This window comes from Bacillus sp. CZDM1, assembly GCF_055502545.1.
In genome coordinates this window covers 443,338-468,582 of record NZ_JBUESO010000002.1, presented here as the reverse complement: position 1 = coordinate 468,582, position 25,245 = coordinate 443,338, and the positions used below count along the sequence as shown (strand labels likewise).

The window sequence follows — 25,245 nt, the reverse complement described above, 5'->3', positions numbered from 1 at the left end:
GAGGAGGAAATTTTGTAAAATGACAACTTCAGAAAAAACTTTAAGAGTTTGTGTCAAAGGACACAAGTATTACAAGAGTAGTGATTGTCCAACCTGTCCGACTTGTGAGGAAGAACGAAGACCTGAAAGCGGATTTCTTTCAATACTCTCATCACCAGCAAGACGAGCATTGGAAAACAATGGAATCACTTCTATGCAGGACTTATCAACCTATACTGAAAAGGAAATTTTGAAATTTCATGGAATGGGGCCAGCTTCTTTACCTAAACTTAGGTCAGCATTAAAGGAAGAAGGCTTATCCTTTAAAGAATAAACAAATAAGGAAATTGCTTCTATTTAGGTTTAAAGGCAAAAGGTCACTCAAAGGGGAGAGGTCAAAATGGAAAATATCATTTTAGAGTTGAATGGGGATAGGGTAAGTTATTTTGTGGATGGAAATAGTAGAAATCCAACGATTGTCTGCCTGCACGGATTAGCTGGCAGTGCAAATTATAGTTTCGCAGAACTAAGTAAGAAATTATCTAATCATTTCCATCTGATTTTAATTGATCAACCCGGGCATGGGAAAAGCACATCTTTTAAGAATGAAGAAGACTATTTATTTTCGAATTTGGCCTCATGGTATGAAAAGGTATTTGATTCCATATTGGACAAACCATTTTATATATTAGGACATTCATGGGGAGCAGATGTAGCCTTACATTATGTTAAAGATTTTCCTGACAAAATTAAGGGAATTATTCTACTTGATGGTGGTTTTACTTTTCCAGAATTTCAAAAGGAAATGACATTTTCTACAGCCTATGAAGGATGGAGCACCTATATCGATAATGCCAATTATGGTAATTGGGAAGAGATTCTCGCAGAGTACAGTACATACACAAAGCGTTGGAATGCTGCCATTGAACAGTCACTAACTTCCATATTCTCTAAGAAAGAAAAGTATGAACTCATCGCCTCGAAATTTACTATTTTATCCATCATAAAGGCATTTTTTAAAGAACCTTTTTCAACTACATATCCTTATATTAGATTGCCTATATTATTAATTCATGCAACAGAACCAAAAGAATTACATGCAGCAAGGGAAAAAGGAATAGCCCAATTAAAGAAGGATATTAAAGAGACTACTATTATTAAAATAGAGGATACCAGCCATATGATTCAATGGGATAACGCAGAGGAAGTTAGTTCTGAAATAATAAAATGGGTGAATAACCAATAAGCAAAACTTCTCAATCCATGATAGAAACCCCCAGAGAGATTACTTTGGGGGATATTCCTTCTTGAAGGTATTTATTCCACTGTAATGATAACTTTTCCTTGAGCATGCCCTTGTTCAAAGTATCTAAATGCTTCGGGAACCTCACTTAATGTGTACCGTCTATCAATGACAGGTTTTACTTTACCGGATTCCATCATCTCTTTCAGTAAAATAAGATCCTTTTGATTAGCTCTTTGTAAAAAGGTCCCCATTTTTTTACTCGAGGTCTTTGAAATCCAAGCTCCCACTGTCATAGCCTGAAACATTTGAAACCCGGAACCTCCAACGTGAACAAATATCCCATTAGGTTTTAAGGCACGCTTATAATCCGAAAGGGGTTGGTGACCATTAACACCAAGAATTAGGTCATAGGTATTCTTACTTTCCGTAAACCTTTCCTTTTTGTAGTCAATGACGTGATCTGCTCCAAGCGATTGCAAAATATCTAAATGTCTTGTACTACAGACACCTGTAACCTCTGCCCCCAATGCTTTGGCAATCTGTACGGCAAAAGTCCCCACACCACCAGAAGCACCATTAATTAATACCTTTTGTCCTGATTGAATTTTGCCTTTATCCCGGAGACCCTGTAAGGCAGTGACTCCTGCCATCGGTGCAGCCGCCGCTTCTTCAAAGGACATATTGACTGGTTTTAAGGCTAATGCCATTTCAGGAACTGCCACAAATTCAGCATAAGCACCCCAGCCACTGCTGGACAAATCTCCGAACACTTCATCTCCAGGTTGAAATTGGCTAACATCTTTGCCAACTGCTTCAACCGTCCCAGCTACGTCACCACCGGGAATGGAGTATTTTGGTTTTAGAAGACCAAAAGCTAAACGGGCCAAGAATGGTTCTCCCTTTAAAAGAACCAGGTTTCCAAAATTCACTGATGCTGCATGAACTTTGACTAATACTTGATTGTCATTAGGAATAGGTTTTGCAACCTCTGATACTTTAAGAACATCTGGTGGACCATATTTTTTATATACTATCGCTTTCATAAATGCCCCTCCATTGAAAATATTAGCTTTTAAAAAAATATCTCTGGAAATTTAAACACCTAGCTAAATAGATATTCCAGTTGGAGGACTTTCACTACATAATCCATGTTAATTTGTTACAATTACACTATAGAAATTAGAATATAAGGAGGAAGGTCAAAATGACCAAAAAAATATCACTCATTCATTCTACCAATTTAGCCCAAGTCGATTATGCCTACGCAAGTCGAATTCCTGTGGGAATGGATATTCTATTTCTAGCTGGAGCCTGTCCGCTTACAAAAGAGGGAATCGTACCTGAATCAAGTGATTATGAAATGCAAGCAAACCTTTGTGTTGAGAATTTGAAAGAGGCATTGAAAGAATGTGGAGCCTCATTGAAAGACGTTGTCTATACAAGAGTTCTTGTTGCTACTCAAAGTCAATCAGATCTAGTAACCGCCTGGGATACGATTCGAAAAGAATTTGGTGATCATGATGTTCCAAGTACTTTATCTGGGGTTACGGTGTTGGGATACAGAAATCAATTGGTAGAAATTGAGGCAGTAGCTGCAGTAGATAAAAAATAAAGGCTCTTTTCGTAAACTTGTTGCTTTCTATACAAATTACTCTAAATTAATCGCTACTTCGGACAATTTTGATGAACTTTAGAGTCATAGTGTCCGAACCAGAGGCGACTTAAGCAAAAAACGTTATTAACCAATAATAAAAACAACAATCTTTGCGAAAACAGCCAAAATAAAAAAAGGGGAACGGAATCCGTTCCCAACAAAATTGAGGGGATCGTATTATGCAGAAACACAAAATCATCATTACTCAGTTTGATCCGAAGTATGCAGACCAAACAGTACAAATGTGGAGAGAGAGCAAAGAAAAGGCTATTGGTCAAAAGGAAATTCACAGCTTTGAAAATCACGTAAACTTTTTAAATCATATATTGACTAAACACTTTCAAATAGATTTAGCGTTAATGGATCATAAAGTAGTTGGTATGATTGCCTATAATCATACTGAAATAAGTCAGCTATATATACATAATAGTTACCAAAGTATTGGAATAGGCCAAACATTACTAGAAATAGCCAAACGTAATTCAGAAGGAAGATTAACATTATATACATTTGAAGTGAATAAAATGGCACAACGATTCTATGAAAAACATGGATTTAAAATAATTGGCAAAGGGCATGAAAATGAAGAAAATTTAGCAGATATTCTATATGAATGGAAATCCACTTAAATCGCTATCATTTCGCCTTAGGACTATCGCTATTTTCTAATTATTCACTATTATTTTCCTATTCCGCCTATTATGGAAGCGCTTTTATGTGAAGTGATTCACATGTATAATAAGAGTATAAGAAATCCATTAACCGTATCTGGAGGAATCAAGATGCTAACAGAACTTTTTCTTGAATTCAAAAACTGGTGGTTTGGCGAGGCAATGTATAATGAAGAAATTGAAGAATTTGAACGGATTGAATCCAAGCATACAAGAGTTCATCATGATGAAGATATTTATGAAATGATTCGAATACATTAAATGAAATAGATTACTTTCCAAAGAAGACATCTAGTTTAGAAGTCTTCTTTTTTTATATTCTTAGGTCAATAATATTCATAATCTGTTTGAATTTAGAGTGATTGAAGTCCATATACCTATGCTATTCTTAATCTACTAGGTAATATAATTTACATCCTTGGAGGGTTAAGAATGAGTTGTGGTTGTTCCTCACATATTAGAGATGGAAAAGACGTCGTTGATCATGTAAAAAGTAAAGGGAAAGATAAACTTGCTCCAACAGTTGCACATAAGATTAACTGTAAGTGTGGAGAAACGTTTATGTTAGAAACAGTTGTTATGAATTGCCCAAAATGTGAAATGACCTATGCCGTAACACCTTGCGGGTCAAGTGATAGTAACAATATCAAGCTTGCTGGCATAAAATACGCTTAAAAAAATACGATCATTTTAAACTTAAGGTTGCGGCACGCAGCCTTTTTTTTATGCTCTAAAATAGCCTGATGATGAGATTCATTTTTAGAAATCATTGGCATCACCTTTTTTCCATCGTATAATCTTCATTATATTAACAATTTTTGAGTATACAAGCATGAAATGATAACAGAGGGATAGGATAGAACAAATTATCTTCATTTCTACTTACTTTTGAATATTTCTACAAATTTTTCCGATGGAGGTGTTAAGTATGTTGAAATTTGAAGAACTTAAATCCATTGAGACCCATATAGATTCACTCTCTGAACTTTTGGTTAAGGTGGTGGATGGCGGGGCATCAATAGGCTTTTTACCGCCTATGAAGCTATCAGATGCGAGAAAATATTGGCAAACTGTATTAAAACCAGATACTATATTATTTATCGCAAAAATAAATAATGAAATTGTCGGAACTATCCAACTTCATTTATGCACAAAGCAGAATGGTCTTCATCGAGCTGAGATAGCAAAATTGATGACAGGTCCCAATTCTAGACGTAAAGGAGTAGCGCGTTCCTTAATGAAAGTAGCTAAAGAAAGAGCGATTAATGAAGGAAGGACTTTACTAGTCCTGGATACAAGGGAAGGGGACCCTTCCAATTTCCTTTATCAATCACTTGGATATATTCAGGCAGGAAAAATTCCTAACTTTGCCCTTTCAGGTGAAGGAGAGCTGGATACCACCGTTTTATATTATAAAATTTTAAACTAATATTTAATGTAATCCTTATGAAAAATCCCCCTGGATATATTAATATCTGGGATTTTTTTTGCCCAATATAACATAATTTTTAGAAATATCGCCATAATATTTACCTCAATTTCCTTAATATGTATATATAATAAATGTGAATGGAGTTGTTCTGGTTCTAAAAACATTAATTTAAGGGTGGAAATCAAAAATGAAGTATAAAAAGGCTGTCAGTCTGCTAGTTTATGGCATATCTATTTTAGCTATAATTGCTACAACTGCAGGAATCTTTTCAAAAAGCGGTCCTGGCGAATATGAGCATATTTCTATACGCGGTGAAACAGTCACGATTTTCGGTAAAGGTATTTATCAGGATATGTCAGCGGATGTAGCAATTCAAGGAATCGCACAGGATGTTGTTACATTGTTCATTGCCATCCCATTCCTTTTGACTGCACTATATTTTGCAAGAAAAGGTTCATTAAAGGAGAGAATAATGCTTTCAGGATCGCTGCTCTATTTCTTCCTGACCTACCTCTTTTATTTAGCTATGGCGATGTTTAATCCCTTGTTTTTAGTATATGTCCTGTTATTATCAGCAAGTTTCTTTGCACTGACCTTAACGCTATTTTCACTATATTTTGAGAATCTTAGTAAGTATTTTCATCCAAGGCTTCCTGTTAAGTTTTTAGGTGGATTTTTAATTTTTAATGCCGTAGTTATAGGTAGTTTGTGGCTGCAGGTTGTTCTTCCTCCCCTTTTTAAAGAAGTGATTCCCATCGATTTAGATCATTAAACAACCCTAATTGTTCAAGGATTTGATTTAGCACTATTTCTGCCAATCTCGTTTATTTCAGGCATCTGTTTGATTAAACGGGCTCCTATTGGGTATTTATTAGGGCCAGTATATTTAGTTTTTTTATCATTATTAATGACCGCTCTTACAGGTAAGATTACTGGAATGGCTCTTGTGGGAGTTAACGTGTTTCCTGCGATATTTATAATCCCTCTAATCAATTTAACGACGATTCTTTGTATAATCATTTTCTTTAGAAATATGAATTATAAAGTAAACCGAGATATTGAAATGAATTTATAGGTAATAGATTGAAAATTGTTGGATTTATTCATAAGATGGTGAAATAATAGCTGCTGTTTGCTAGAATTAGTGAATAGCAGCTTTTTTTATTAATACCAAAATTGAAAGAGACGATATTCCATGAGAATTATAGGTATTGATTTGTCTGGTCCGAGTAATCACAAGGATACAGTTTTAACAGTATTTGAAAAACAGGGTAGCGAACTAAAATTTATTAAATTAATGAGTAATATCGGAGACCTAGATATCTTGGAAGAAATTAAGATTCAAAGTAAATTAGATGAAGTCATTATCGGAATGGATGCTCCCTTGTCATATGAGGATGGAGGCGGAGACAGACAAGGGGATAAGCTGCTGAGACAGTTTATTATTTCGCTGGGAATGAAATCTGGCTCCATCATGCCTCCCACTCTCAATCGAATGGTCTATCTTACATTGAGAGGGATTAAACTAACAAGAGAAATTGAAAATATGAAGACTTTTTATCCAATCTCCATTGTAGAAGTTCACCCAGGTGCCGCCATTGGATCAAGACTTACTAAAGAAGATTTGCACTATGTTTTGAAATATAAAGAAGACTTGCCATCGAGAGGTTTTATTCGAAACTGGCTGGGTGAGCAGCAATTAAGGCAGCTTCCTAAATCTATTGAGGAAGAAAGCCATACCATCGATGCATGTGCAGCTGCTTTAAGTGCATGGCATTGGCGGGACCCATTATTCAAACCGAAATGGCTGCTTCCTGCAAATCCACCGCTACATCCTTTTGATTATTGCTGTTGATCTTGTTTTTTCCATAATTGAGCTAGTCTGAAAGGAGTCATGATGGTGAAATATTATATTGTTGATGTTTTTGCCGAAAACAAATATGAGGGAAATCAATTGGCTGTTTTCATGCCAGAGGGGAAAATGGAACCAACCGAAATGAAAAAAATTGCTCGAGAAATGAACTTTTCGGAAACAACCTTTATTATATCGGGCTTACAGGAAAATGGAGGTTATGATGTTAAGATTTTCTCTCCTAATTCTGAATTACCTTTTGCAGGGCATCCAACCCTCGGAACAGCCTATGTTATCAAGAACTTATTAGACCGTTCAGATAGTAGTAAAATTAAACTTAATCTACCTGTTGGACAAATACCAGTTGTTTTTGAAGATCAATACGCCTGGATGACCCAAAACCAACCTGAATTTGGAGCTAATGTGGAGATTGATAGAATTGCAGCTATACTACAAATTAATAGAGAAGATATTAATGCTGATTATCCGATTCAAGTTGTATCAACCGGATTACCAAGTGTAATTGTCCATTTGAATTCATTGGATGCTGTAAGTCGGTGTAAAATTTATCATCGAGCCTATGCAGACCTTTTGAAGGATATGGGAGATGTTAATTTACTGGTTTTTACAACTGAAACTGCAAGTCCAGAAAACGATATAAATGTTAGATTATATATGCCTATACCGGGATATCTAGAAGACCCAGCAACAGGAAGTGCTAATGGAAATTTAGCAGCTTATTTATTGGAACATAACTTTTTTAATTCCAATGAAATAAACTATCGTGTCGAACAAGGTGCTTTTATTGGCAGGCCATCGTTACTAAAGATAAGTTCCAAAAAGACCGATGACCACTATATCATCCAAGTCGGCGGGCAAGTGATTGTAGTTTCGGAAGGTAAGTGGTATTAATCATCAAGTGAAGGGATATATACTATGCAAACATTGCCACAAACACAACCGGTAAAGAAATACATACCACTTTCGTTTTTTGTTATTTTTCTTGGGTACCTCGTTTTTGGGTTATCTGAGAATATCAAAGGACCAGCAATACCACAAATGCAAATCGATTATGGAATCGATGAATTGCAGGTTGGTTTTCTGCTGGCCATCAATTCTATTGGTTTTCTAATAGCTTGCAGCTTTACTGGTGCTTTTTCATCAAAAGCAGGCATTAAGCTTACGAGTCTGCTAGCCTTTGGAACTATGGCTATTTCAGGTGTTTTTATTTACTTTTCTAGTAATTTTGCCATTTTTTCCGTTTCTTATTTCATTATGTATTTAGGTAACGGGATGTTAGAAATTGCGTTGGCGATTTTGGCGGCAAGAATTTTTACAAAAAATACTGGTTTTATGATGAATCTATCTCATTTCTTTTATGGACTTAGTTCGACGGCTGCTCCATTGATGGCTGCGGGCTTGATGGGTGTGACATTTTTCGGGGGGCAAGAGCTAGGATGGCAGGGAATGTATTTTTTCATGCTCTCCTTGTGTATCATCCCTATGATCCCTGCATTTTTTAGTACACTTCCAGTTGATAAAACAACAACTCATGAACGCCTGCCTATTAAGATGTTTTTAAAGGATCGGGTAGCTTGGTTCATTATTATCATTCTTTCATTTGGAGTAATCGTAGAACTTTCGATTGCTGGCTGGCTTGTTAACTTTCTAGAGAGATCATTTCAATGGAGTTCAACGGCGGCGTCTGGCATGCTATCCATCTTTTTTCTTTGTTTTATGGTAGGAAGGTTAATTTTAGGTTTTATCACCGATAAAATTGGATTTATGATCTCAATCATTGTTTTTTCCGGTCTTGCTGGAATTACGACCATTCTGGCCACATTATTCGGCCCTTCAGGGGTATGGTTATATGGTGCAGCTGGCTTTGGGATTGCACCCGTATATCCGACGGTAATGGCGCTTCTCGCAAAAAGATATCCTAATGGGATTGACGCTGCGATTACCGTTACGGTAACCATTATGGGCATTGTAGTAGTCATCAGTAATTTATTCTTAGGTGCGCTGATTGAATTTTTTAAAAGATGGTTTACCAGTTTACAAGGAGCTGAAATGGGCTTAATGAGAGGATTTCAAGCTGGATTTATCTTCATTGGAGTCTGTGGGTTATTGTGCTCTGTTTTTAGTATTATTTTGTATCGGTATTTGAAAAAGAGAAATGAAGTGATGTAAACGAGGTAACCATGGGTTGCCTTTTTTAGTTGAAGGGGCGGAAAATATGATGGCAAAGCAATCAGGAAACGATAGAAACTGGACTGTTCGAAGTTGTACTAATTCCTGTTAACACCCAATAAAAAATTTTTGTATAATATAATTGTATCTATATATTTCAATGGTGAATTCAGAATTGTATGATGCATTTTTTTCTAGATTAGATAACGTCGTGTCCGCAGCACCTGAAGGTTGGGGATTTAAGGAAGCTTTATTGGATTCCTATTATACGATTGAATGGGTTATTGATGAAGAGGATGAGAAGGATGAAGAATAAATTTTGTTGAAAAAGTGGGATAATGTATGGTAAAAAGCAAGAAAAATTCGAGTAATAAGGAGTTGTGGTAAATGGATTTATGGACTAAAGTTCTATTGAATATTAGTGAAGAAATTTCCAAACCAAGTTTTGATACCTGGCTGTCAGGTACCATTGCAAAAATCGATGATCATGTCATAACTGTTATAGCTAAAAACAAATTCGCTGCCGACTGGTTAAAGTACCGCTATGAAAACTTAATTTCTAAAACAGTCAAGGAACTTACTGATGAGATTTATGATTTTAAATTTTCTTATATTGGGGAAGAAATAAAATTTATTTCAGCTAAATAGGTGAAGGCAACACCTAATTACATGGTTATTAGCAAAGGATTTTTAAAAGATGTTTATTACTGCCAAACAATAGAAGAGGTTAAACAAATCCTTGAAGAAAACTTATCGCCAGAAGAAATTGAAAAGAATATTCAACAAGAACGTGTTAGAATTTTCAAGATAGAAAACGAGATTAAGATGCTAGAAGTTAACATTTAAAATTGGTGTTGATAAAGGGATTACCTACTCAGAGGGGACCTTTGTAAACCATCATAATGGTGACCGAATATTTGAGGAGACGGAGATTTGGGTAAGAATTAATAGAGGATTGTGCCCCAATATAAGAGGATATAAGAATTTGGGTAACAATAAACTCACTATTGTACCTGTAATTGAAAAATATGTGTAATTTGGGTAACAATAAATCCTAGAATTAAAAATCCCAAGTGATTTGCCATCACCTGGGATTTTTTTATAGATATGGACTCTCATGCTTCGCTTTCAACATATTCCAACGGCGGTCTACTTCCTTATCAAACATCTCCAGCATGTCTTTGCTATTTTCATTGAGTAAGTGTTTCGTTTTACCCATTAGCTTCAGCCATTCAGATACAGCTAATCTTTTATTTTTTTCCTCGGGGTTATAGGTAACAGTTGTAATGCCATGCTCCACTTCATAAAGAGGGAAGAAGCAGGAGTTAACCGCAGCCTCTACGATTGTTTGACCTAATTCATCCTTTGATTTCCAGTTCAATGGGCAGGTAATTAAGATTTTTCCATATACCAAGCCTTCGTTATTCGCATACCACTGTGCTTTCGCGGCTTTCTTTAAGAGGTCCCGGTCAAATGCTTCTGTCCCCGTAAATACATATGGGATATGCGTAGCAGCCATGATTTGAGCGGTATCCTTGTGATGGAATGGCTTTCCATTTTGGAAGCCGCCAATATTCGATGTACTCGTCATATGTCCCATCGGAGTAGAGTAGGAGAGCTGACTGCCTGTATTCATGTAACCCTCATTATCATACTCAAGGATAATCATTTTATGATTACGTAAAGCCGTTCCAATTGCAGGGCCCATACCAATATCCATTCCACCGTCACCGGTAACCATAACAAAGGTAAAGTCATCACTTAGACCTAATTCTGCCAACTCACCGCGTCTCTTTCTTTCATGGAACATTTCTACCAGACCGGAAAGGGTAGCAGAGCCATTTTGGAAAAGGTTATGGATGTAGGTGGCTTTATGAGAGCTATATGGGAAGCCTGTTGTTACTACCATCGCACAACCTGTATGGAATAAAGCGACAATATCTCCTTCAATTCCTTTAAAGAACAATTCCAATCCAGAGAAGATGCCGCAGCCTGGACAAGCGCCGTGACCAGAAGCAAGACGTTTTGGTTTCTTCGTTAGACTCCGCATTGGCGGAATTTTCACTTTTAGTTCACCGGTTTTTTCATCAGGAGTTACCGTAATTAACCCCGTGTTCAAGTCTTCTTTTTTCATGGGATTTAGAACACGTTTTGGAGCAAATTCTGGGTCCCCTGGATTATGCCCAAAGTAGTCAAACTGCTTTTCTGCAAAGCCTTTTTCCGCAGCATCTATAGCCAATTGGAAAAAATGTTCAGCATCGTCTGCATAAAAGTCTTTTCCGCCTAATCCGTAGATGCGGTTGATTACTTTTGTATGTGCATTACCAACGGTTTGCAAGGCAGCTCTTAATTCGAGCGCCATATTGCCGCCATGTGCTCCGTATGAGTCTGCACGGTCACCGACGGTAACGGCCTTAATGTTTTTCAAGGCTTCCGCTAATTGTTTTTGAGGGAAGGGACGGATCATATTTGGAGAAATCACCCCAGCTTTTATCCCCCTTATGCGAAGGCGGTCGACCACGTCTTTACAAACCTCTGCCGCTGAATTCAGCATAAATACTGCCACCTCAGCATCTTCCATACGATATAAATCAAGGATTGGATATTCCCGACCGGTTAATTCTGCATATTCTTTTGAAATTCTTTCAAAAACAACCTCGGCATTGTACATCGCTTCAGATTGTTGATAGCAGTTATTAATATAGTCCGGTTCATTCATATAAGGACCGATGGTAACAGGATTCTCACGGTCTAAGGCATGAGGGAAGTTCGTAGGATTCTCCCCGATAAATTTTTGAACATCACTTCTATTTTTTATCACCTGTACCCGGCGTTTTTGGTGGGAGGTGAAATACCCATCGAATGAAACGATAACAGGCAGTCTAACGGCTGGATCTTCTGCTAGTTTTATCGCAATAATGTTCATATCATAGACAATTTGTGGATCACGTGCCATCAAGATTGGCCAACCGGTATTCAAACCAAAATATAAATCAGAATGATCTCCATGGATATTTAATGGACCGGATACAGAGCGGTTAACTAAATTTAATACCATTGGAAATCGGGTTCCGGATTGAACAGGGAGCTGCTCTAACATATAAAGAAATCCATTAGCGCTCGTTGCGTTAAAAACTCGTCCGCCTCCAGTAGAAGCCCCGTAACATATTCCCGCTGAACCATGTTCTCCATCTGCAGGAATCAAAACGATATCATGTTCGCCTCTAGATTTCATCCCATCGAGGAATTGAGCAACCTCTGTGGAAGGGGAGATAGGGAAATATCCCATTACATGGTAATTAATCTGATGTGCTGCATAGGCAGCCATTTCATTGCCAGATTCAAAGACAAAACTTTGCTCAACACATTCTTTTTCAGTTTTGAGCTTTTCCTGGTTTATTTCAATGGACATAAGATCCCTTCCTTTCCATTAGTTTTGAGTGACTAAATCAAATAGATGGGGTACACGGTTTTTGTCTGCATAGCCGTCATTGTATTCTCTTTCCCCTGAGAGCGCTTCCACAGGGCAAGCCGTTACACATTTTAAACAGCCTTTACAGTATTGATAGTCAATACCACTGAGGAACATTTGTGGACGGCCTTTTTTGTCTGGTTTTTCCTCCCAAACAAAGCAAAAGTCTGGGCAGGCTGTATCACATGCAGCACAATTAATGCATTTATCCTCGTGAAAATGGGGGAGCATCCCAGCGCGTGAAATACTTAAATCCTTTAACATGCTGTTACCTGGATTTAGAATCATACCGCCGAGTGCCTGAGTTTCATATCCAAGCACTGGTACTGGTCTTGAAAAAGGGATAGGTTCCACTCCATCATCCGGAAGGTAGGTTTTGAATTCTACTTCATCAAACCCACGGTCAAACGTCCGAATATTTGGCTCAACCAGGTGTGGATATTTTTTTTCAAAGGTTCGCCGAATCGTTTGTTTCATCGAATCAGGGTCTAAAAAGTCCAAAATCCGATAAAGTGCACCCAGCATAGCGGTGTTGGCTTTTGTTTGTTCATCTAAAGCGATTCCAGTTGCATCAATAATGGCAATGGTACCGCCTGTAATTTTCATGAGTTTCTTAAGTTCGTCAGGGGATTTTTGTGAGTTTACTAGGATTGTACTGTCTGGATAGATCCCGCTTGTACAATCGATGGTCTTAAACAGGGCATCATGGAAAATGCCGACAACATGAGGGCGTTCTATTGGTGTGGTGTCTCGAATGTTTGTTTCCGGTGCACAGAAACGAATGTGTGCTTTTACTGGAGAGCCTTTTTTCTCTGAACCGTATGATGAAAAACCGATTCCATTTAGTCCGTTTCCAACAACTCCATCCTCGGAAAGCATTTTTCCTGCCAGATTAGCTCCTAAACCGCCAATCGACTCAAGACGGATTTCAAAAAAACCTAGATCATTTGTTTTTTGCAATTTTGACAAATGTATTCCCCCTATCTGTAAAACGGAGTTTAGTATAGAATATTATAAATATTCTATATATTAAGTTATTTCTATTGTAACAGGGCACAAAAACAATTACAACAGATATTTCTAACGAAGGGTATTACCCCTAATGGTGTTGGAGTTGTTGTTTGAATACAATGTTTAAATTGATGACGTGATATAGTACAGAAAGAGTTTTGTTATATAACAACCAGATTGGTGAGGAGGGTTTTAAAGATGATCATAATAGGGGGAGTTGTTTCTAGGTCACTTGAGCCCAGTTCATACATATACTGATTTAAGTTAGAATAAATATTTCTCCAAACCTGTTGTGATATCCGTGTTTTCGGTAAGAATTTACTACGAACAGGAGGGGATGTTAGTGAAATTTACGATTCAGTATATACCCCTGAGTAAAATCAAGCCAGATGTATCACTAAAAATTACTGAACACGTAAAGAAACTGCAAAGATTGATGTGGGACTGTATGTTTGTTTTGGTCGTCAGAAAAAATCGAAAAGATAACAACTACACAATCATAAGCGGGCAAGAGCGTTATGAATCGCTTCGAAAACACACAAAAAGTATTTATGCTCCATGTATCGTTGATAAAAGTACTCCTTCCGGAAGATTAACTTGGTTTCATCGTTTAAGAAGGAAACAACCGCTAGATGATTTTCCGCTAATGCCATCAAGCTGGTCCATCGTACGGTCCTTTTTAAAGCAAGAACCTCGTTTTAAACAATTATCCCGATCCCAACAAATTAGAGTCCTTCTTTTAGCTGCACACTATAAAAAAACGGTTATCTATTCAATGAAAATGACCGTAGATGATATTTTGAGAGACCGTTAAATTCCAGCATTTAGAAACTGTTCTTTTTATAAAAAGTCGATTCCCTATAAAATAGAGATCGACTTTTTTTACTTACTGGTACTAATGAGGAAATTAAACTTCTTTTGCTAATTCTTGCAGCCGTTCTTTGTCTCGAATCTTGTAGCAGCGTGATTGTTTTTCGATGATATTTGCATCGCATAATTGAGATAATACATGAAGTAGATGGCGGTAGGAGACACCAAGATATTCACATACTTCTGTGTGTTTTTCCTTGTATAAATCATGGTCTGCTGATAAAAGGATGAAGGCAGCAAGCCGGTTAATCAGCGGAAATGCTTGATTCTGCGCATACCTAGATGTAAACATCGTCTGCTTTTTACTTAAAAAAATGCATAAATATTTTAAAAAAGTGGCGTCCTTTAATAGTTTATCTTTACAGGCATGTATGGGTATGGCATGACAAACTACCTTAGTTGCTGTTTGAATACCTTTCGAATAACGTTCCGCATTTAATAATTCAATTTCTCCCATGAAGGTTGGAGCATGTAAAAAATTAAGGAGTGACACTTTACCATTTTTTTGAGTGACATATAATTTCGCCTTTCCCTCAACGAGATAGAACATATAGTCAGGATAGGATCCCTCCTTAAAGATAAATTCACCTCGTTCAAACTGACACACCTGGATAAAAGGGGTAATCGGAAAGGAAAAGAGCGATTCAATAGGATATTTTTCAATATAGAAACTTCGCATTGGTTCGATTAAAAACTGCATTTCTACCTCCGTAAAAAATATGAGATATCTCATATTATTGTAAGTATTTACGTGCTATGATGCAATGGATACGGAGGGGTCAAACTTGAATAATCAACAAACACTTAAACATTTAACAAATCCAAGAAAGTTAGTAATGAGTAATCAACGCTGGATGTCACTGAACTTTTTTGTATTTTTCTTAACTTGGGGAATATTCTTACCTTATTGGACTGGATGGCTCGTACAAGCAAAAGGACTCAGTGTAACCGAAGCGAGTATCATTATGGGATTCGGCTTATTAGCACGAGGGGTATCATCGCTGTTTGCTTTTCCACTAGCATCTAAGTTTATGAGCAGTCAAACCGTTGTTTTTGTTCTGACAGCGAGTTCACTTGTTGCTGCAATCCTTTATATACCTTCTTCGTCCTTTGTCACACTTTTGGTTGTAACGTTGTTTTTTAGTGCCGCTTTTCCACCACTGCTTCCTGCTCTTGATACAGCAGCAGGAAACTTGGTCCAACAAGGTGACGTTCATTATGGAAAAAGTCGATCGTATGGTTCTATTGGCTTTATTGTTTCTGTGCTCATCATTAGTATGGTAACGGGGTTTTTCGGGGAACAAGCTATTCTAACTAGTATGGTAATAGGGCTTTGTTTGATGCTATTCATGCACCTGTTGCCGACACCTGCAGTATTAGCAGTAAAGCCGACTGTGAAGGAGCGCAAGGGGTCACTTACATTCAAAGGTTTATGGCAGATAAAAAGTTTTCCGATAGTTCTACTTATTGTCATATTGCTGCAAGGGGCACATGCTTCTTATTATAATTATGGTTATATTTATTTGCAGGATTTAGGTGTGAATAAATTTTACATCGGAATGATCATTAATATTGCAGTTATATTTGAAATTATTTACTTTTTGAAGGCAGATCACATCTTAAAAAAATGGAAGCCTTCATCATTATTAATTCTTGCTGCTACAGGATCCACTTTACGCTGGGTTCTCGTATTTGTATTTCCTAATGTATGGATTTTTATGATTTCACAAAGCTTGCATGCACTTTCTTTTGGTGTAGCTCATTACGCGTTTATGCTTTATATCACGAAAAATTTACCAAAACAGCAAATACCGAATGCACAAGGAATTTATTCAGCACTAGCATTAAGCTTTAGTACGGCAGTTTTAACACTGATAGGAGGCTTTTTATACGAAGTCTCACCTACACTTTCGTTTTTATCAATGATCATCTGTACGGTACCAGCGATATTTATTTTATTAGCGACCCGAACAAAGTATCAATATTAACAAATACACCTCCCATTACTTCAAATGGGAGGTATTTTTATTAAAGTAAATCTGCTTATCCGAGAGTATTTTCTGTTATGTGAGAGTAAATCTGCTTATCCGAGAGTAATTTTCGTTATGTGAGAGTAAATATGTTTATCCGAGAATAAATTTAGTTATGTGAGAGTAAATCTGCCTATCCGAGAGTATTTTCTGTTATGTGAGAGTAAATCCTCTTATCCAAGAGTAAACCTCCGATTATTCAATTGCATTTCGTTCCCACGTGTAATATTAAATTTATTTATGTAATGGAATTTTTTATCAATGAATTTGTGCAAAATAGTACTAATATAGAGTAAACATAATTTATACTATTATTACGCTGCAAACTTACATAGGGGGATAAAATGGAATTTTCTTTGTTAGTAGAGTATGGATGGGTTTTACTTATTTTGATTTTGTTAGAAGGCCTATTATCTGCAGATAATGCTTTGGTATTAGCGATTATGGCGAAGCATTTGCCAGTGGAACAGCAAAAAAAGGCGATAAATATTGGGTTATTATTAGCCTTTGTATTTAGGATTGGTGCTATTTTTATTATTTCGTTTTTGTTTCATGTTTGGTGGATTCAAGCGATAGGGGCTGCGTATTTAATCTTCATCGCATTAAAACATTTGCTTAAAAAGGATCATGGCGGTAAAGAGAAAGCAGGAAAAAGTTACCGAGCTACTGTAGCTCAAATTGCATTAGCCGATATAGCCTTTGCAGTTGATTCAATTTTAGCTGCAGTCGCTCTTGTTATCGCCTTACCCGGTACGCCAATGGGCGAAATCGGAGGAATGGATGGCGCGCAATTTATTGTCATCTTAATCGGTGCAATCGCTGGATTAATCGTGATTCGATTTGCAGCTGGATTCTTTGTTAAAGTCCTGACACAACGCCCTAGCCTCGAAACAGCAGCGATGTTACTTGTTGGCTGGGTCGGAGTTAAGCTGTTAATGCATACCCTTGCACATCCAGCATTACACATTATTCCTCATGATTTTGTAGAAGGACCGATTTGGAATACCATCTTTTGGTCTGTTATGCTCCTTATTGCATTAGGCGGCTGGTTTTTATCTGGTAAGAAAACAGGACAGTCTACGTAAGGAACAACATTATACAGAAATGGCTTGGAATCATATCAAGCCATTTTTTTATGTATTTGGAAAGGGGAGCAATATGACATTATCATTTGATCATTTAGTTTGGTTTAAACATAAACCTGAAAATGCGATACAACCTCTATCAGAACAAGGAATCCGAGTGGTTCATGGCGGCCGTCATGAATCATGGGGAACCTATAATACACTCAGTTATTTTGATTTAAGCTATATAGAATTTTTGGGGATTGAACAGTTATCAATTGCTGAACAACATGATGAGAATCGATTAATTACCCAAATTGTTCAGCAGCTAGCTAAAGAGAATCGAGAAGGTCCTGCTAAAATAGCGATTCGTACAGATCGGATAAACGAATTAGCCACAAAGCTAAGAAAAGAACGTTTTACCGTACATGGTCCACTTCCAGGAAAACGTGTAACTGCAAGCGAAGAAGAGATCAAGTGGAATCTTCTTTTCATCGAGGACCAACCTAATCAGCTTTCATTTCCATTTTTCATCCAATGGGAAAAAAGTGATGAGGAAAGATTGTCTTCGTTTAAGAAAAAAGGAATGGCAGGAAGGCATACTGGCGAAAATTCAAAACTTGAAAGTGTTGGATTTGTTGTAAGGGATTTAGAAGAAACGATAACAACTTGGGGGAAGTTATTAAATCTAACCCCGGGTGAAGAATTCAGGAACGATGTCTTACATGCACGCTGTCAAACATTAGAATTACCTGGAACCCATCTCTTATTCTGCACACCGCTTGGAAAAGGACCAGCAGAAATAACTTTACAGGAAAGAGGGGAAACACCTTTTCTAGTGAGCTTAAATGAAACCAACCAAATCAGCTTTTTTAAACTGTTACATGGCTATTGGAGATTTAAATAGTTAGACCATTCATAATTCTCAGTTTGAAATGGATTCTCATAAAAATAGGATCATGGAAATATTCATGAATACAGCAAAAATGTAATAAAAAAAATCACAGTGCACTTTGCCTCTGATTTTTTTCATCGCTATTATATTATTTTGTTGGATTGGTGACCAAAACAATAACACTCTTATCTAAATCAAAGTCCCAGTCGACAAAAATATCGATGACTTTGGTATTCAAGATCCCTTCAAAATGGTTATTGTTATGAAGCAATCCTTTTTCGAGCGTTCGCTTTGCTAACCTAAGCTGTTCTCGCATTCCTTGTCTGATTAACTGCTTTTCAATTCTAACCAATATTCCATTACGTATAATAAGAACAGTCCGATGATTCAATTGGCAGGCATAAATCTCTTCGGGCTTCTTTTCTGATTCGGAGCTTAAATTAATAATCTCTGTAATCAGTTCAGCTTTACCTGTAAATTCTTCTTTAATAGGTGCATTGATAGCCGTTAAATCATTACATATCCCTGTGAACATCGCGGATTTATTATGTAAACCCCAGTCATAGTAAAATTCTCGTATTTCCATACCGGTAACAATCTTTATATAGGCTTTTATTTCAGGAATCAGTGTTTGCATAACTAAATCCCTAGTTTGCTGAACACTTTCATCTTGTTTTTGATTCATAAGTACCTTTTCTGTTGGAGATAAGAAATTCCGAATATAGAAAATAATAAAGGTTTTACCTAGTGAAACGTGCACCGATTCTGGACCTTTACCAAAATTGTCTCGAAGGATTTTACCAATGTAACTGCTTAGCTCGGTTGTTTTTTTATATGTTTCTGTTTCCATAATCGTGTCTCCTTTTAAAACTAGGTCGTATACCCTAGGTTACCCTTTTTATTGGAAATAATTAGCATGGTTTGTACCTTCGAATAAAAATATAATGTTAGTAGGTGAAGGGACAGAAAGCCATTCGCTTTGAGGAGTAGGATATGTTTTCAAGCATGGGCAACAAGGTTTTAATAGACACATACTATAGTGCAGTAAGGCTAAAGCTAGACGAGGATTTTATAAAATTGTTAGAAGAAGAAATAGATAGAAGAGGGATACAATTAGATAAGGTTGAAAGAATGGTATAAACCATAGCTTTTTGACTTACGATTATTTGAACCTTCTTCCAACTGTAAATAAGTTGGAATGCAATAAGACCAGCGAATGGCTTCTTGCTCTTCACTTCTTTTATTGAAAAAGTGGCTATAAAAATATCAGACTACTTATACTTTTTAAAAAGATAGGCATTAGTCTAGCTTTTTCTTATAGTAATTTTGATTAAGTGGTTATTTTCCCTAATATCTCATTTAATAGTTTTGTATAATTCTATATAATGAGAATTAGTAAAAAAATATTAACTGGACAGAGAAAATCTGAAAATATATTTTTGATAATGGAGTGCTAGAAATGTTAATTATCCGTAACGTAACGATGAATGATTTACCTGACCTTGTAATTATTGAACAAATTTGCTTTCCTATAGAAGAAGCAGCAACGGAAGAAGCGTTTAAAAAACGTATTCAATTAATTCCAGATAGTTTTTTTGTGGCGGAAGAGTGTGGGGTGATTGTGGGTTTAGTCAATGGCCCAGTGATTGAAACGGAATTTATTACAGATGATCTGTTTGATGAGATTAAGGCAAATCCAGCATTTGGCGGGCATCAAACGGTTTTAGGTGTAGCAGTGACTCCTCATTTCCAAACCCGGGGTGTGGCAACAGCATTACTAGGACATCTTGAAAATGATGCATTATCAAAAAAACGTGAAAGTATAACATTAACTTGTAAAGAAGATTTAATTCAATTTTATGAAAATTTAGGGTATAAAAATAGGGGTGTTTCAAAATCAGAGCACGGCGGGGTAACATGGTACAACATGATTAAAAAATTGCAATAATGCAGTTTTTATAAGTTGAATATGAACTTATTACATATGGAGATTTCACAGAAATCCAAAGTAATAATTGGAAGACTTTTTAAGGAAAGGCGTGAAACATATGTACGAATTAAAAACAAAAGAAACGGACAATAGTGTCATTGAATTTATCGAACAAGTGGAGAGTCCTAAAAAACGTGAAGACGCATACAGATTATTGGATATTTTCACGGAGACTACCGGATTTGAAGCGAAAATGTGGGGCCCAAGTATTATTGGTTTTGGATCCTACCATTACAAATATGAATCTGGTCATGAAGGTGATGCGCCGCTAGTCGGCTTTTCCCCGAGGAAAGCCAAAATTAGTTTATACTTTGCACCAGGTGAACCAAAAAGGGAAGAATTATTAAAACAGTTTGGTAAACACACTACAGGGAAAGCGTGTGTGTACGTTAATAAAGTTGCAGATATTGATGTAGATGTTTTAAAAGCATTAATTAATGAATCCGTATCCTTTTTAAAAGAAATGTATTCTTCCATATAACGCAGATGAGTCCCTTATTTACAATCCTAGCGATTGCAGAAGAAGGGACTCTATTTCATTTTCCTTAAAGAGTCATTATCAAGGAAGTAAGCCGGCTATTCCTAATAGTGAAAGAACAATTTCAAATAGGATGAGGATGACAATAATCCATTCGACGAATAGTCCGCGAATCGAGTGACTGATGGTCGAAAATCCATCCATTATGTTGTAAAGAATTTCCGTTTTACTTTTCAAGATTTTATACCGATCATTTAATTCGAAGAACTCCAGCATCCTGTCATAAAATTCACCTGCTGTACTGCTTGTCCAAGTGATATCAGGCTTATCAAGAATCATGATGTAAGCAAGGGTATTATACTCGTGACGGATAATTTTAGCCGTCGTTCTAGCTAATTCCTTATTTCCAATTCTCAGCTTGCCTTTCTCCAGACGGTCAATCATCGTTTCGAGTTTATCATTAATTTGACCCAGCTGTTCCTCGGTCTTTTCCAATGCCACCGATTTTGCCAGGACAGTAGAAATTAATTCAGGATAGTAACTTTCATATTCAGGAACGACCACATACTCGTCTGTTAACTCAATGCTTTCGGTTTCCTTGATGTGCAAGCTGTAATCATCGCTATATCTGTCTACACTTTTGACATCAATGTCCGGCTCGAAGGAGTGGAGGTAGTTTAAAAAAGCGGTTACTTCATTTGGAGTAGAATGATTAATGAAAACAATGCTGCCAAAGGAAAAAACAAGGACCATTTGAGATTCGTCTACATTTTGGAAGAGGATTGATTTTAATATATCACCTTTTAAAATTAACGGCTCCTCCCAGGTGAATTTCTTCGGTATCCCACAATGAATGGCAATTTTGTTTAAATCTATTTCATGTGTTATCGCAAAGGCTTTAAAGGTTAAATCTCTCATATTCACCACTCTCTTCTTTTTTATTTAGTATATGAACCATAGTGTTAAATTAATGAAGGGTTAGTGAAAAAAGTAGCTATGTATATGTTACATACATAGCTACTTTTTAAATACAATGTAATACTTTCTCCGTAAACACAAATAATAAAATATAAAGGAGAGATGTTGATGGATGAATTAAAGGACTATGTTGCAGCTGACTTGTCATCAAATTTAGTGAGTGAAATCAAATCACTTGAAGAAAAGCTTAGCGACCAAGCGAATAAAGAAGTAGTGGTTATTGCTTACGAAAAAGACAAATAAAAACAAAAAAAGAGCCGTTTAAAAATGACGGCTCTTTACTCTATTTTGCAAATACATGATTTCCAACTGTTTTTACTACTTCACGGGTAGTGATCCATGTATCCGTTGCGATATCTGGATTATAAAAATATACGCTATCATTCAATCGATCTTGTCGAGTTAATGCTTCTTCAACTGCTCGAATTGATTCATCTGATGCTTGATTATTAATTTCACCATTTTGAACGGGTGAAAAGGCATAAGCGTCACCGACTACTTCATTGATTACTCCTGATATTGTATTTGGAAATTCAGGTGAATCCACTCGGTTTAATACCACAGTTGCAACGGCTACTTTTCCTTCATAAGATTCACCTTTTGCTTCTGCCTCTACTAATCTTGCAAATAGATCTTTCTCTTCATTTGAAATAGAAACCGCTGGTGTTTCTGGATCTTGTTCTGGTTCTGTTTCTGGATTTACTACTTCAGGCTCTGATGTTTCCTGTTCAGTAGTAACGGCTGCGTCCACCTTTTTTTCTTCAGATTGTTTTTCAAAAAGGTCCGGTTTATAGGGAATGAATTCTTTTTCGTCATCGAATTCACTATTTTCTTGTTTCATTTCATACATGATTGGACCATATGCATAAGCTTGTCCAAGTTCAGTTAGGCTGTCTACATTTACAACTTGATATTCCGTAATCGCTTCAACTGTAGGATTGTGTACTCCTATAAATGCAAATGTAGCTACACAAGCTACCGCAACTTTTTTAAAATAAGTGTTTTTCATGTGTGCTACCTCCTGTTGTTTTGTATGATATAACACTAACATGGGCAGGCACACGTTATACAGAACGATAAGGTTACATTTCTTTATAGTTTGATGAACAACATTACAGTAGAGGTGACAATATGACAATATGCCTATTATCCTGTCATATTCAACCCATTTTTGCGGTATAGAGGAAGATCTTGGAACCAAGGGGAGGGTTCTTCCGGCCTTGGTATTTCGGAAATGAAAATATATAGGCATTGTGATACGATATACCATATTAAATTAATAAATATATTGGAGATGGATTTACATGCTAATTTGGAAGCGTAATTTGTGGGTGCTATGGATTGGGGTATTTTTCACTTCAGCTAGTTTCTCCATGGTTTCCCGTTTTTGCCTATTTTCCTGCTTCAAATTGGTGTGCATGAACATACAGAAGTTTGGTCGGGTCTGTTATTTAGTGCTGCTTTTTTTGCCGGAGCGATTGCTTCTCCGTTCTGGGGGAGAGTGGCAGATAAATATGGAAGAAAGCCGTTGCTGATCCGAGCAGGATTAGCTTTATTTGTTGTTTATACGTTAACTGCTTTTGTTACAAATCCATATCAGCTATTAGGGTTACGAATTACGCAAGGATTGCTAAGTGGCTTCATTCCCGGAGCCATTGCTCTTGTCGGAACCAATACCCCTAGCAACAAAGTTGGATATGCATTATCTATGATATCCTCCGCTTCAGCATCTGGGGGAATTGTTGGTCCTTTATTAGGTGGAGGAATTGCTTCCTTAGTAGGGAATAGAGTGGCGTTTGGCAGTGCAGGAATGTCATATTTGGTATCTTTTTCTGTGCCGTATTCCCAGCACTAAACGGCCTGGTGGTTAGGTCAACACCAAAAGATTTCCGCGGCCGGGCATTTGGTTTACATCAAACCTCTAACCAGATAGGCGGGATGATTGGCCCGATAATCGGCGGAATCCTCGGTGGTTTTTTTCCTGTTCAAACGGTTTTCGTTGTAACGGGTATTTTACTTCTCGCTGCAACAGGTATGGCTTATTGGAAGTCTAATGATTTAAATCGCGAGCTGAAAACGAAAGTCGTAACCGAGAAGTAATTTAAAAAGGATATAAATAGTATGTAATGAAGCCAACAATGATGCCAGTTATTGCACCAAAAAAGACCTCTGTTGGCTGATGCCCTAGTAATTCTTTTAATTTTTCTCTAGACTCCGGTTTCTTTAAATTGGGGTCTTTTAGCGTTTCAATCAGACTGTTAAAATCAGATAAGAGGGTGTTTAGTATTTCAGCATGATATCCTGCATGCCTTCTAACACCCATCGCATCGTGCATAACGATTGCGGAAACCACAACACAAATAGCAAATTCAGTTGACTTAAATCCTGACATCAATCCAATAACAGTCGTTAAGGAAATAATCATGGCAGTATGAGAACTTGGCATTCCACCAGTACTAAACATTAAATTCCATCTTAATTCCTTTGAGGCTATAAAGTGGATCGGAATTTTTACGAATTGGGCAATGAACATCCCTGAAAATGCAGCCAAAATAGGACAGGATAATAACATAATAACCCCCTAGATATTTATGTATGTTCTCTATTATAGTATCAAATAATCGCTTATTTAACCGGAAGAGTTATGAAGAAAATGGGACCAAGGGGAAGGTTCCTCTGGCCGAAAAAGGCCAGGAGAACCTTCCCCTTGGTGTTTTTAATTTAATGTTTCAATTGTCGCTATTAATTGTTGCATTGCTTCTTGATCATCAGAGCCCGAAGCTTCTAAACTAATCTCGGCATTGTAGGGGATAGCTAAAGATAAAACGCCCATTATCGATTTACAGTTAACTTTATGACCATTGTAGGTAAGGTAAATATCAGACTCGAATTGTGACGTTACCTGAACCAATTGGTTTATTGCGCGACTGTCTAAACCTGACTTTCTGTTTAGTTGAATTGTTTTTAAGACCATTGAGGAAACACTCCTTATCATTCTGGTTAATTCACACTCTTTTATGTATGAAAGATTCAATCCAAATATGACAGCGTCCCCTTGGTACTGCTATATCCCTAGAATTTCACTTAATTTCTCTTGATCAAAACCCAAAACAACCTGTGATCCATTTTCATCCTCAACGACAGTAGCAGGTGTTGCAGAGGCCCCTAATTCAACAATTTCATCAAGGTACGCAGGATTTTCTCTGATATTTCTATCCTCAAATTCAATCCCATTATCCTTTAACCATAATTTTTCAGCAGTACAAGGACCGCAGCCTTCTTGAGTGTAAATCACAACTTTACGCATATCCATTCCTCCTTAAATCATTATATTTACCATCTTAAACTTTTCATTAATAAAAGTCTCATTTCATGTTTATCATCATGTAGTGTTCATATAATCATTTACTTAACATACATATACAGTAAGAAG

The 25,245-nt window shown here is 36.8% G+C and carries 32 protein-coding genes and 1 pseudogene; 23 read left to right on the top strand and 10 right to left on the bottom strand.

Going from position 1 to position 25,245, the window contains the following annotated elements; translation table 11 throughout:
* The first annotated feature begins 19 nt into the window (after positions 1–19).
* A complete protein-coding gene (locus ACY3XC_RS06800) occupies positions 20–313 on the top strand; it encodes an RNA polymerase alpha subunit C-terminal domain-containing protein (RefSeq protein WP_464867886.1) in 294 nt (97 codons plus the stop codon).
* Positions 314–379: 66 nt separating this feature from the next.
* Positions 380–1,225 (top strand): alpha/beta fold hydrolase, encoded by an 846-nt coding sequence (locus ACY3XC_RS06795; protein ID WP_464867885.1) that lies wholly within the window; start codon positions 380–382, stop codon positions 1,223–1,225.
* A gap of 71 nt (positions 1,226–1,296) precedes the next feature.
* Here ACY3XC_RS06795 and ACY3XC_RS06790 read toward each other — a convergent pair whose 3' ends face one another.
* Positions 1,297–2,268 (bottom strand): NAD(P)-dependent alcohol dehydrogenase, encoded by a 972-nt coding sequence (locus tag ACY3XC_RS06790; protein ID WP_464867884.1) that lies wholly within the window; start codon positions 2,266–2,268, stop codon positions 1,297–1,299.
* A gap of 161 nt (positions 2,269–2,429) precedes the next feature.
* Between ACY3XC_RS06790 and ACY3XC_RS06785 the strand changes: the two genes are divergently transcribed.
* The 12 genes from ACY3XC_RS06785 (at position 2,430) to ACY3XC_RS06730 (ending at position 9,870) form a co-directional block, all read left to right on the top strand.
* Positions 2,430–2,837 (top strand): RidA family protein, encoded by a 408-nt coding sequence (locus ACY3XC_RS06785; RefSeq protein WP_464867883.1) that lies wholly within the window; start codon positions 2,430–2,432, stop codon positions 2,835–2,837.
* A gap of 221 nt (positions 2,838–3,058) precedes the next feature.
* Positions 3,059–3,508 carry a GNAT family N-acetyltransferase gene (locus ACY3XC_RS06780; protein WP_464867882.1) on the top strand — a complete coding sequence of 150 codons (450 nt, stop codon included), beginning with the start codon at positions 3,059–3,061 and terminating at the stop codon, positions 3,506–3,508.
* A gap of 153 nt (positions 3,509–3,661) precedes the next feature.
* Positions 3,662–3,811, top strand: coding sequence for a hypothetical protein (locus ACY3XC_RS06775; RefSeq protein WP_464867881.1), 150 nt, complete (start codon positions 3,662–3,664; stop codon positions 3,809–3,811).
* 171 nt (positions 3,812–3,982) lie between these two features.
* Positions 3,983–4,225, top strand: coding sequence for a hypothetical protein (locus ACY3XC_RS06770; RefSeq protein WP_464867880.1), 243 nt, complete (start codon positions 3,983–3,985; stop codon positions 4,223–4,225).
* A 253-nt stretch (positions 4,226–4,478) separates the two neighbouring features.
* The gene (locus ACY3XC_RS06765; protein ID WP_464867879.1) at positions 4,479–4,979 is read left to right on the top strand and encodes an N-acetyltransferase family protein; all 501 of its coding nucleotides are present in this window, start codon (positions 4,479–4,481) and stop codon (positions 4,977–4,979) included.
* Between the two features lie 190 nt (positions 4,980–5,169).
* On the top strand, positions 5,170–5,754 hold the full coding sequence (locus tag ACY3XC_RS06760; RefSeq protein ID WP_464867878.1) for a hypothetical protein: 585 nt from the start codon (positions 5,170–5,172) through the stop codon (positions 5,752–5,754).
* A 423-nt stretch (positions 5,755–6,177) separates the two neighbouring features.
* Positions 6,178–6,837, top strand: coding sequence for a DUF429 domain-containing protein (locus ACY3XC_RS06755; RefSeq protein WP_464867877.1), 660 nt, complete (start codon positions 6,178–6,180; stop codon positions 6,835–6,837).
* A gap of 45 nt (positions 6,838–6,882) precedes the next feature.
* A complete protein-coding gene (locus ACY3XC_RS06750; protein WP_464867876.1) occupies positions 6,883–7,746 on the top strand; it encodes a PhzF family phenazine biosynthesis protein in 864 nt (287 codons plus the stop codon).
* A gap of 24 nt (positions 7,747–7,770) precedes the next feature.
* Positions 7,771–9,024: an MFS transporter gene (locus tag ACY3XC_RS06745; RefSeq protein ID WP_464867875.1), complete on the top strand. Its 1,254-nt coding sequence runs from the start codon at positions 7,771–7,773 to the stop codon at positions 9,022–9,024.
* Between the two features lie 175 nt (positions 9,025–9,199).
* Positions 9,200–9,340 carry a hypothetical protein gene (locus ACY3XC_RS06740; RefSeq protein ID WP_464867874.1) on the top strand — a complete coding sequence of 47 codons (141 nt, stop codon included), beginning with the start codon at positions 9,200–9,202 and terminating at the stop codon, positions 9,338–9,340.
* A 71-nt stretch (positions 9,341–9,411) separates the two neighbouring features.
* The gene (locus ACY3XC_RS06735) at positions 9,412–9,672 is read left to right on the top strand and encodes a DnaA N-terminal domain-containing protein (protein WP_464867873.1); all 261 of its coding nucleotides are present in this window, start codon (positions 9,412–9,414) and stop codon (positions 9,670–9,672) included.
* A 21-nt stretch (positions 9,673–9,693) separates the two neighbouring features.
* Complete coding sequence (locus ACY3XC_RS06730; protein WP_464867872.1) at positions 9,694–9,870, top strand: hypothetical protein; 177 nt, start codon at positions 9,694–9,696, stop codon at positions 9,868–9,870.
* 253 nt (positions 9,871–10,123) lie between these two features.
* Here the strand turns inward: ACY3XC_RS06730 and ACY3XC_RS06725 are convergent, their stop codons facing one another.
* Together ACY3XC_RS06725 and ACY3XC_RS06720 are read right to left on the bottom strand one after the other, a co-directional pair.
* Positions 10,124–12,436 carry a thiamine pyrophosphate-dependent enzyme gene (locus tag ACY3XC_RS06725; protein WP_464867871.1) on the bottom strand — a complete coding sequence of 771 codons (2,313 nt, stop codon included), beginning with the start codon at positions 12,434–12,436 and terminating at the stop codon, positions 10,124–10,126.
* An 18-nt stretch (positions 12,437–12,454) separates the two neighbouring features.
* Complete coding sequence (locus tag ACY3XC_RS06720; RefSeq protein WP_464867870.1) at positions 12,455–13,465, bottom strand: 2-oxoacid:acceptor oxidoreductase family protein; 1,011 nt, start codon at positions 13,463–13,465, stop codon at positions 12,455–12,457.
* A gap of 385 nt (positions 13,466–13,850) precedes the next feature.
* On the opposite strand from ACY3XC_RS06720, the gene ACY3XC_RS06715 reads away from it, so the two are divergent.
* Positions 13,851–14,321 carry a hypothetical protein gene (locus ACY3XC_RS06715; RefSeq protein WP_464867869.1) on the top strand — a complete coding sequence of 157 codons (471 nt, stop codon included), beginning with the start codon at positions 13,851–13,853 and terminating at the stop codon, positions 14,319–14,321.
* 93 nt (positions 14,322–14,414) lie between these two features.
* Here the strand turns inward: ACY3XC_RS06715 and yeiL are convergent, their stop codons facing one another.
* Positions 14,415–15,077, bottom strand: coding sequence for a transcriptional regulator YeiL (yeiL, locus tag ACY3XC_RS06710; protein WP_464867868.1), 663 nt, complete (start codon positions 15,075–15,077; stop codon positions 14,415–14,417).
* Between the two features lie 136 nt (positions 15,078–15,213).
* On the opposite strand from yeiL, the gene ACY3XC_RS06705 reads away from it, so the two are divergent.
* The 3 genes from ACY3XC_RS06705 to ACY3XC_RS06695 all read left to right on the top strand — a co-directional run bounded on the left by ACY3XC_RS06705 (position 15,214) and on the right by ACY3XC_RS06695 (position 18,378).
* Entirely contained in the window at positions 15,214–16,365 is a 1,152-nt protein-coding gene (locus ACY3XC_RS06705) for an MFS transporter (RefSeq protein ID WP_464868047.1), read from the top strand.
* A gap of 386 nt (positions 16,366–16,751) precedes the next feature.
* Positions 16,752–17,492, top strand: a complete 741-nt coding sequence (locus ACY3XC_RS06700) for a TerC family protein (RefSeq protein WP_464867867.1) — start codon at positions 16,752–16,754, stop codon at positions 17,490–17,492.
* A 73-nt stretch (positions 17,493–17,565) separates the two neighbouring features.
* Positions 17,566–18,378, top strand: coding sequence for a VOC family protein (locus tag ACY3XC_RS06695; protein WP_464867866.1), 813 nt, complete (start codon positions 17,566–17,568; stop codon positions 18,376–18,378).
* Between the two features lie 136 nt (positions 18,379–18,514).
* Here ACY3XC_RS06695 and ACY3XC_RS06690 read toward each other — a convergent pair whose 3' ends face one another.
* Complete coding sequence (locus ACY3XC_RS06690; RefSeq protein ID WP_464867865.1) at positions 18,515–19,216, bottom strand: Na-translocating system protein MpsC family protein; 702 nt, start codon at positions 19,214–19,216, stop codon at positions 18,515–18,517.
* A 143-nt stretch (positions 19,217–19,359) separates the two neighbouring features.
* Here ACY3XC_RS06690 and sda point away from each other — a divergent pair, with 143 nt between their 5' ends.
* From sda to ACY3XC_RS06675, 3 genes are all read left to right on the top strand, one after another.
* Entirely contained in the window at positions 19,360–19,506 is a 147-nt protein-coding gene (gene sda, locus ACY3XC_RS06685) for a sporulation histidine kinase inhibitor Sda (RefSeq protein ID WP_464867864.1), read from the top strand.
* Positions 19,507–19,825: 319 nt separating this feature from the next.
* Positions 19,826–20,314, top strand: a complete 489-nt coding sequence (locus ACY3XC_RS06680) for a GNAT family N-acetyltransferase (RefSeq protein ID WP_464867863.1) — start codon at positions 19,826–19,828, stop codon at positions 20,312–20,314.
* A gap of 100 nt (positions 20,315–20,414) precedes the next feature.
* Entirely contained in the window at positions 20,415–20,837 is a 423-nt protein-coding gene (locus ACY3XC_RS06675; protein ID WP_464867862.1) for a DUF1801 domain-containing protein, read from the top strand.
* Positions 20,838–20,915: 78 nt separating this feature from the next.
* Here ACY3XC_RS06675 and ACY3XC_RS06670 read toward each other — a convergent pair whose 3' ends face one another.
* On the bottom strand, positions 20,916–21,752 hold the full coding sequence (locus ACY3XC_RS06670; RefSeq protein WP_179159663.1) for an RMD1 family protein: 837 nt from the start codon (positions 21,750–21,752) through the stop codon (positions 20,916–20,918).
* A 168-nt stretch (positions 21,753–21,920) separates the two neighbouring features.
* Between ACY3XC_RS06670 and ACY3XC_RS06665 the strand changes: the two genes are divergently transcribed.
* Complete coding sequence (locus ACY3XC_RS06665; protein ID WP_256989159.1) at positions 21,921–22,055, top strand: hypothetical protein; 135 nt, start codon at positions 21,921–21,923, stop codon at positions 22,053–22,055.
* 40 nt (positions 22,056–22,095) lie between these two features.
* Here ACY3XC_RS06665 and ACY3XC_RS06660 read toward each other — a convergent pair whose 3' ends face one another.
* Positions 22,096–22,821: a cell wall hydrolase gene (locus ACY3XC_RS06660; protein ID WP_464867861.1), complete on the bottom strand. Its 726-nt coding sequence runs from the start codon at positions 22,819–22,821 to the stop codon at positions 22,096–22,098.
* Positions 22,822–23,116: 295 nt separating this feature from the next.
* Between ACY3XC_RS06660 and ACY3XC_RS06655 the strand changes: the two are divergent.
* Positions 23,117–23,912 (top strand): annotated as a pseudogene (locus ACY3XC_RS06655) (MFS transporter).
* Position 23,913: 1 nt separating this feature from the next.
* On the opposite strand, the gene ACY3XC_RS06650 reads toward ACY3XC_RS06655, so the two are convergent.
* From ACY3XC_RS06650 to ACY3XC_RS06640, 3 genes are all read right to left on the bottom strand, one after another.
* Entirely contained in the window at positions 23,914–24,384 is a 471-nt protein-coding gene (locus ACY3XC_RS06650) for a divergent PAP2 family protein (RefSeq protein WP_179159666.1), read from the bottom strand.
* 144 nt (positions 24,385–24,528) lie between these two features.
* The gene (locus ACY3XC_RS06645) at positions 24,529–24,786 is read right to left on the bottom strand and encodes an HPr family phosphocarrier protein (RefSeq protein ID WP_179159667.1); all 258 of its coding nucleotides are present in this window, start codon (positions 24,784–24,786) and stop codon (positions 24,529–24,531) included.
* Positions 24,787–24,876: 90 nt separating this feature from the next.
* Positions 24,877–25,119 (bottom strand): glutaredoxin family protein, encoded by a 243-nt coding sequence (locus ACY3XC_RS06640; protein ID WP_179159668.1) that lies wholly within the window; start codon positions 25,117–25,119, stop codon positions 24,877–24,879.
* Between the last annotated feature and the right edge of the window lie 126 nt (positions 25,120–25,245).

What these genes read in the sequence shown, in the direction of transcription:
- ACY3XC_RS06800 (WP_464867886.1), top strand. Translation starts at nt 20, where the DNA reads ATGACAACTTCAGAAAAAACTTTAAGAGTTTGTGTCAAAGGACACAAG.
- ACY3XC_RS06795 (WP_464867885.1), top strand. Translation starts at nt 380, where the DNA reads ATGGAAAATATCATTTTAGAGTTGAATGGGGATAGGGTAAGTTATTTT.
- ACY3XC_RS06790 (WP_464867884.1), bottom strand. Translation starts at nt 2,268, where the DNA reads ATGAAAGCGATAGTATATAAAAAATATGGTCCACCAGATGTTCTTAAA.
- ACY3XC_RS06785 (WP_464867883.1), top strand. Translation starts at nt 2,430, where the DNA reads ATGACCAAAAAAATATCACTCATTCATTCTACCAATTTAGCCCAAGTC.
- ACY3XC_RS06780 (WP_464867882.1), top strand. Translation starts at nt 3,059, where the DNA reads ATGCAGAAACACAAAATCATCATTACTCAGTTTGATCCGAAGTATGCA.
- ACY3XC_RS06775 (WP_464867881.1), top strand. Translation starts at nt 3,662, where the DNA reads ATGCTAACAGAACTTTTTCTTGAATTCAAAAACTGGTGGTTTGGCGAG.
- ACY3XC_RS06770 (WP_464867880.1), top strand. Translation starts at nt 3,983, where the DNA reads ATGAGTTGTGGTTGTTCCTCACATATTAGAGATGGAAAAGACGTCGTT.
- ACY3XC_RS06765 (WP_464867879.1), top strand. Translation starts at nt 4,479, where the DNA reads ATGTTGAAATTTGAAGAACTTAAATCCATTGAGACCCATATAGATTCA.
- ACY3XC_RS06760 (WP_464867878.1), top strand. Translation starts at nt 5,170, where the DNA reads ATGAAGTATAAAAAGGCTGTCAGTCTGCTAGTTTATGGCATATCTATT.
- ACY3XC_RS06755 (WP_464867877.1), top strand. Translation starts at nt 6,178, where the DNA reads ATGAGAATTATAGGTATTGATTTGTCTGGTCCGAGTAATCACAAGGAT.
- ACY3XC_RS06745 (WP_464867875.1), top strand. Translation starts at nt 7,771, where the DNA reads ATGCAAACATTGCCACAAACACAACCGGTAAAGAAATACATACCACTT.
- ACY3XC_RS06735 (WP_464867873.1), top strand. Translation starts at nt 9,412, where the DNA reads ATGGATTTATGGACTAAAGTTCTATTGAATATTAGTGAAGAAATTTCC.
- ACY3XC_RS06730 (WP_464867872.1), top strand. Translation starts at nt 9,694, where the DNA reads ATGGTTATTAGCAAAGGATTTTTAAAAGATGTTTATTACTGCCAAACA.
- ACY3XC_RS06725 (WP_464867871.1), bottom strand. Translation starts at nt 12,436, where the DNA reads ATGTCCATTGAAATAAACCAGGAAAAGCTCAAAACTGAAAAAGAATGT.
- yeiL (WP_464867868.1), bottom strand. Translation starts at nt 15,077, where the DNA reads ATGCAGTTTTTAATCGAACCAATGCGAAGTTTCTATATTGAAAAATAT.
- ACY3XC_RS06705 (WP_464868047.1), top strand. Translation starts at nt 15,214, where the DNA reads ATGAGTAATCAACGCTGGATGTCACTGAACTTTTTTGTATTTTTCTTA.
- ACY3XC_RS06700 (WP_464867867.1), top strand. Translation starts at nt 16,752, where the DNA reads ATGGAATTTTCTTTGTTAGTAGAGTATGGATGGGTTTTACTTATTTTG.
- ACY3XC_RS06695 (WP_464867866.1), top strand. Translation starts at nt 17,566, where the DNA reads ATGACATTATCATTTGATCATTTAGTTTGGTTTAAACATAAACCTGAA.
- ACY3XC_RS06690 (WP_464867865.1), bottom strand. Translation starts at nt 19,216, where the DNA reads ATGGAAACAGAAACATATAAAAAAACAACCGAGCTAAGCAGTTACATT.
- sda (WP_464867864.1), top strand. Translation starts at nt 19,360, where the DNA reads ATGTTTTCAAGCATGGGCAACAAGGTTTTAATAGACACATACTATAGT.
- ACY3XC_RS06680 (WP_464867863.1), top strand. Translation starts at nt 19,826, where the DNA reads ATGTTAATTATCCGTAACGTAACGATGAATGATTTACCTGACCTTGTA.
- ACY3XC_RS06675 (WP_464867862.1), top strand. Translation starts at nt 20,415, where the DNA reads ATGTACGAATTAAAAACAAAAGAAACGGACAATAGTGTCATTGAATTT.
- ACY3XC_RS06670 (WP_179159663.1), bottom strand. Translation starts at nt 21,752, where the DNA reads ATGAGAGATTTAACCTTTAAAGCCTTTGCGATAACACATGAAATAGAT.
- ACY3XC_RS06665 (WP_256989159.1), top strand. Translation starts at nt 21,921, where the DNA reads ATGGATGAATTAAAGGACTATGTTGCAGCTGACTTGTCATCAAATTTA.
- ACY3XC_RS06660 (WP_464867861.1), bottom strand. Translation starts at nt 22,821, where the DNA reads ATGAAAAACACTTATTTTAAAAAAGTTGCGGTAGCTTGTGTAGCTACA.
- ACY3XC_RS06650 (WP_179159666.1), bottom strand. Translation starts at nt 24,384, where the DNA reads ATGTTATTATCCTGTCCTATTTTGGCTGCATTTTCAGGGATGTTCATT.
- ACY3XC_RS06645 (WP_179159667.1), bottom strand. Translation starts at nt 24,786, where the DNA reads ATGGTCTTAAAAACAATTCAACTAAACAGAAAGTCAGGTTTAGACAGT.
- ACY3XC_RS06640 (WP_179159668.1), bottom strand. Translation starts at nt 25,119, where the DNA reads ATGCGTAAAGTTGTGATTTACACTCAAGAAGGCTGCGGTCCTTGTACT.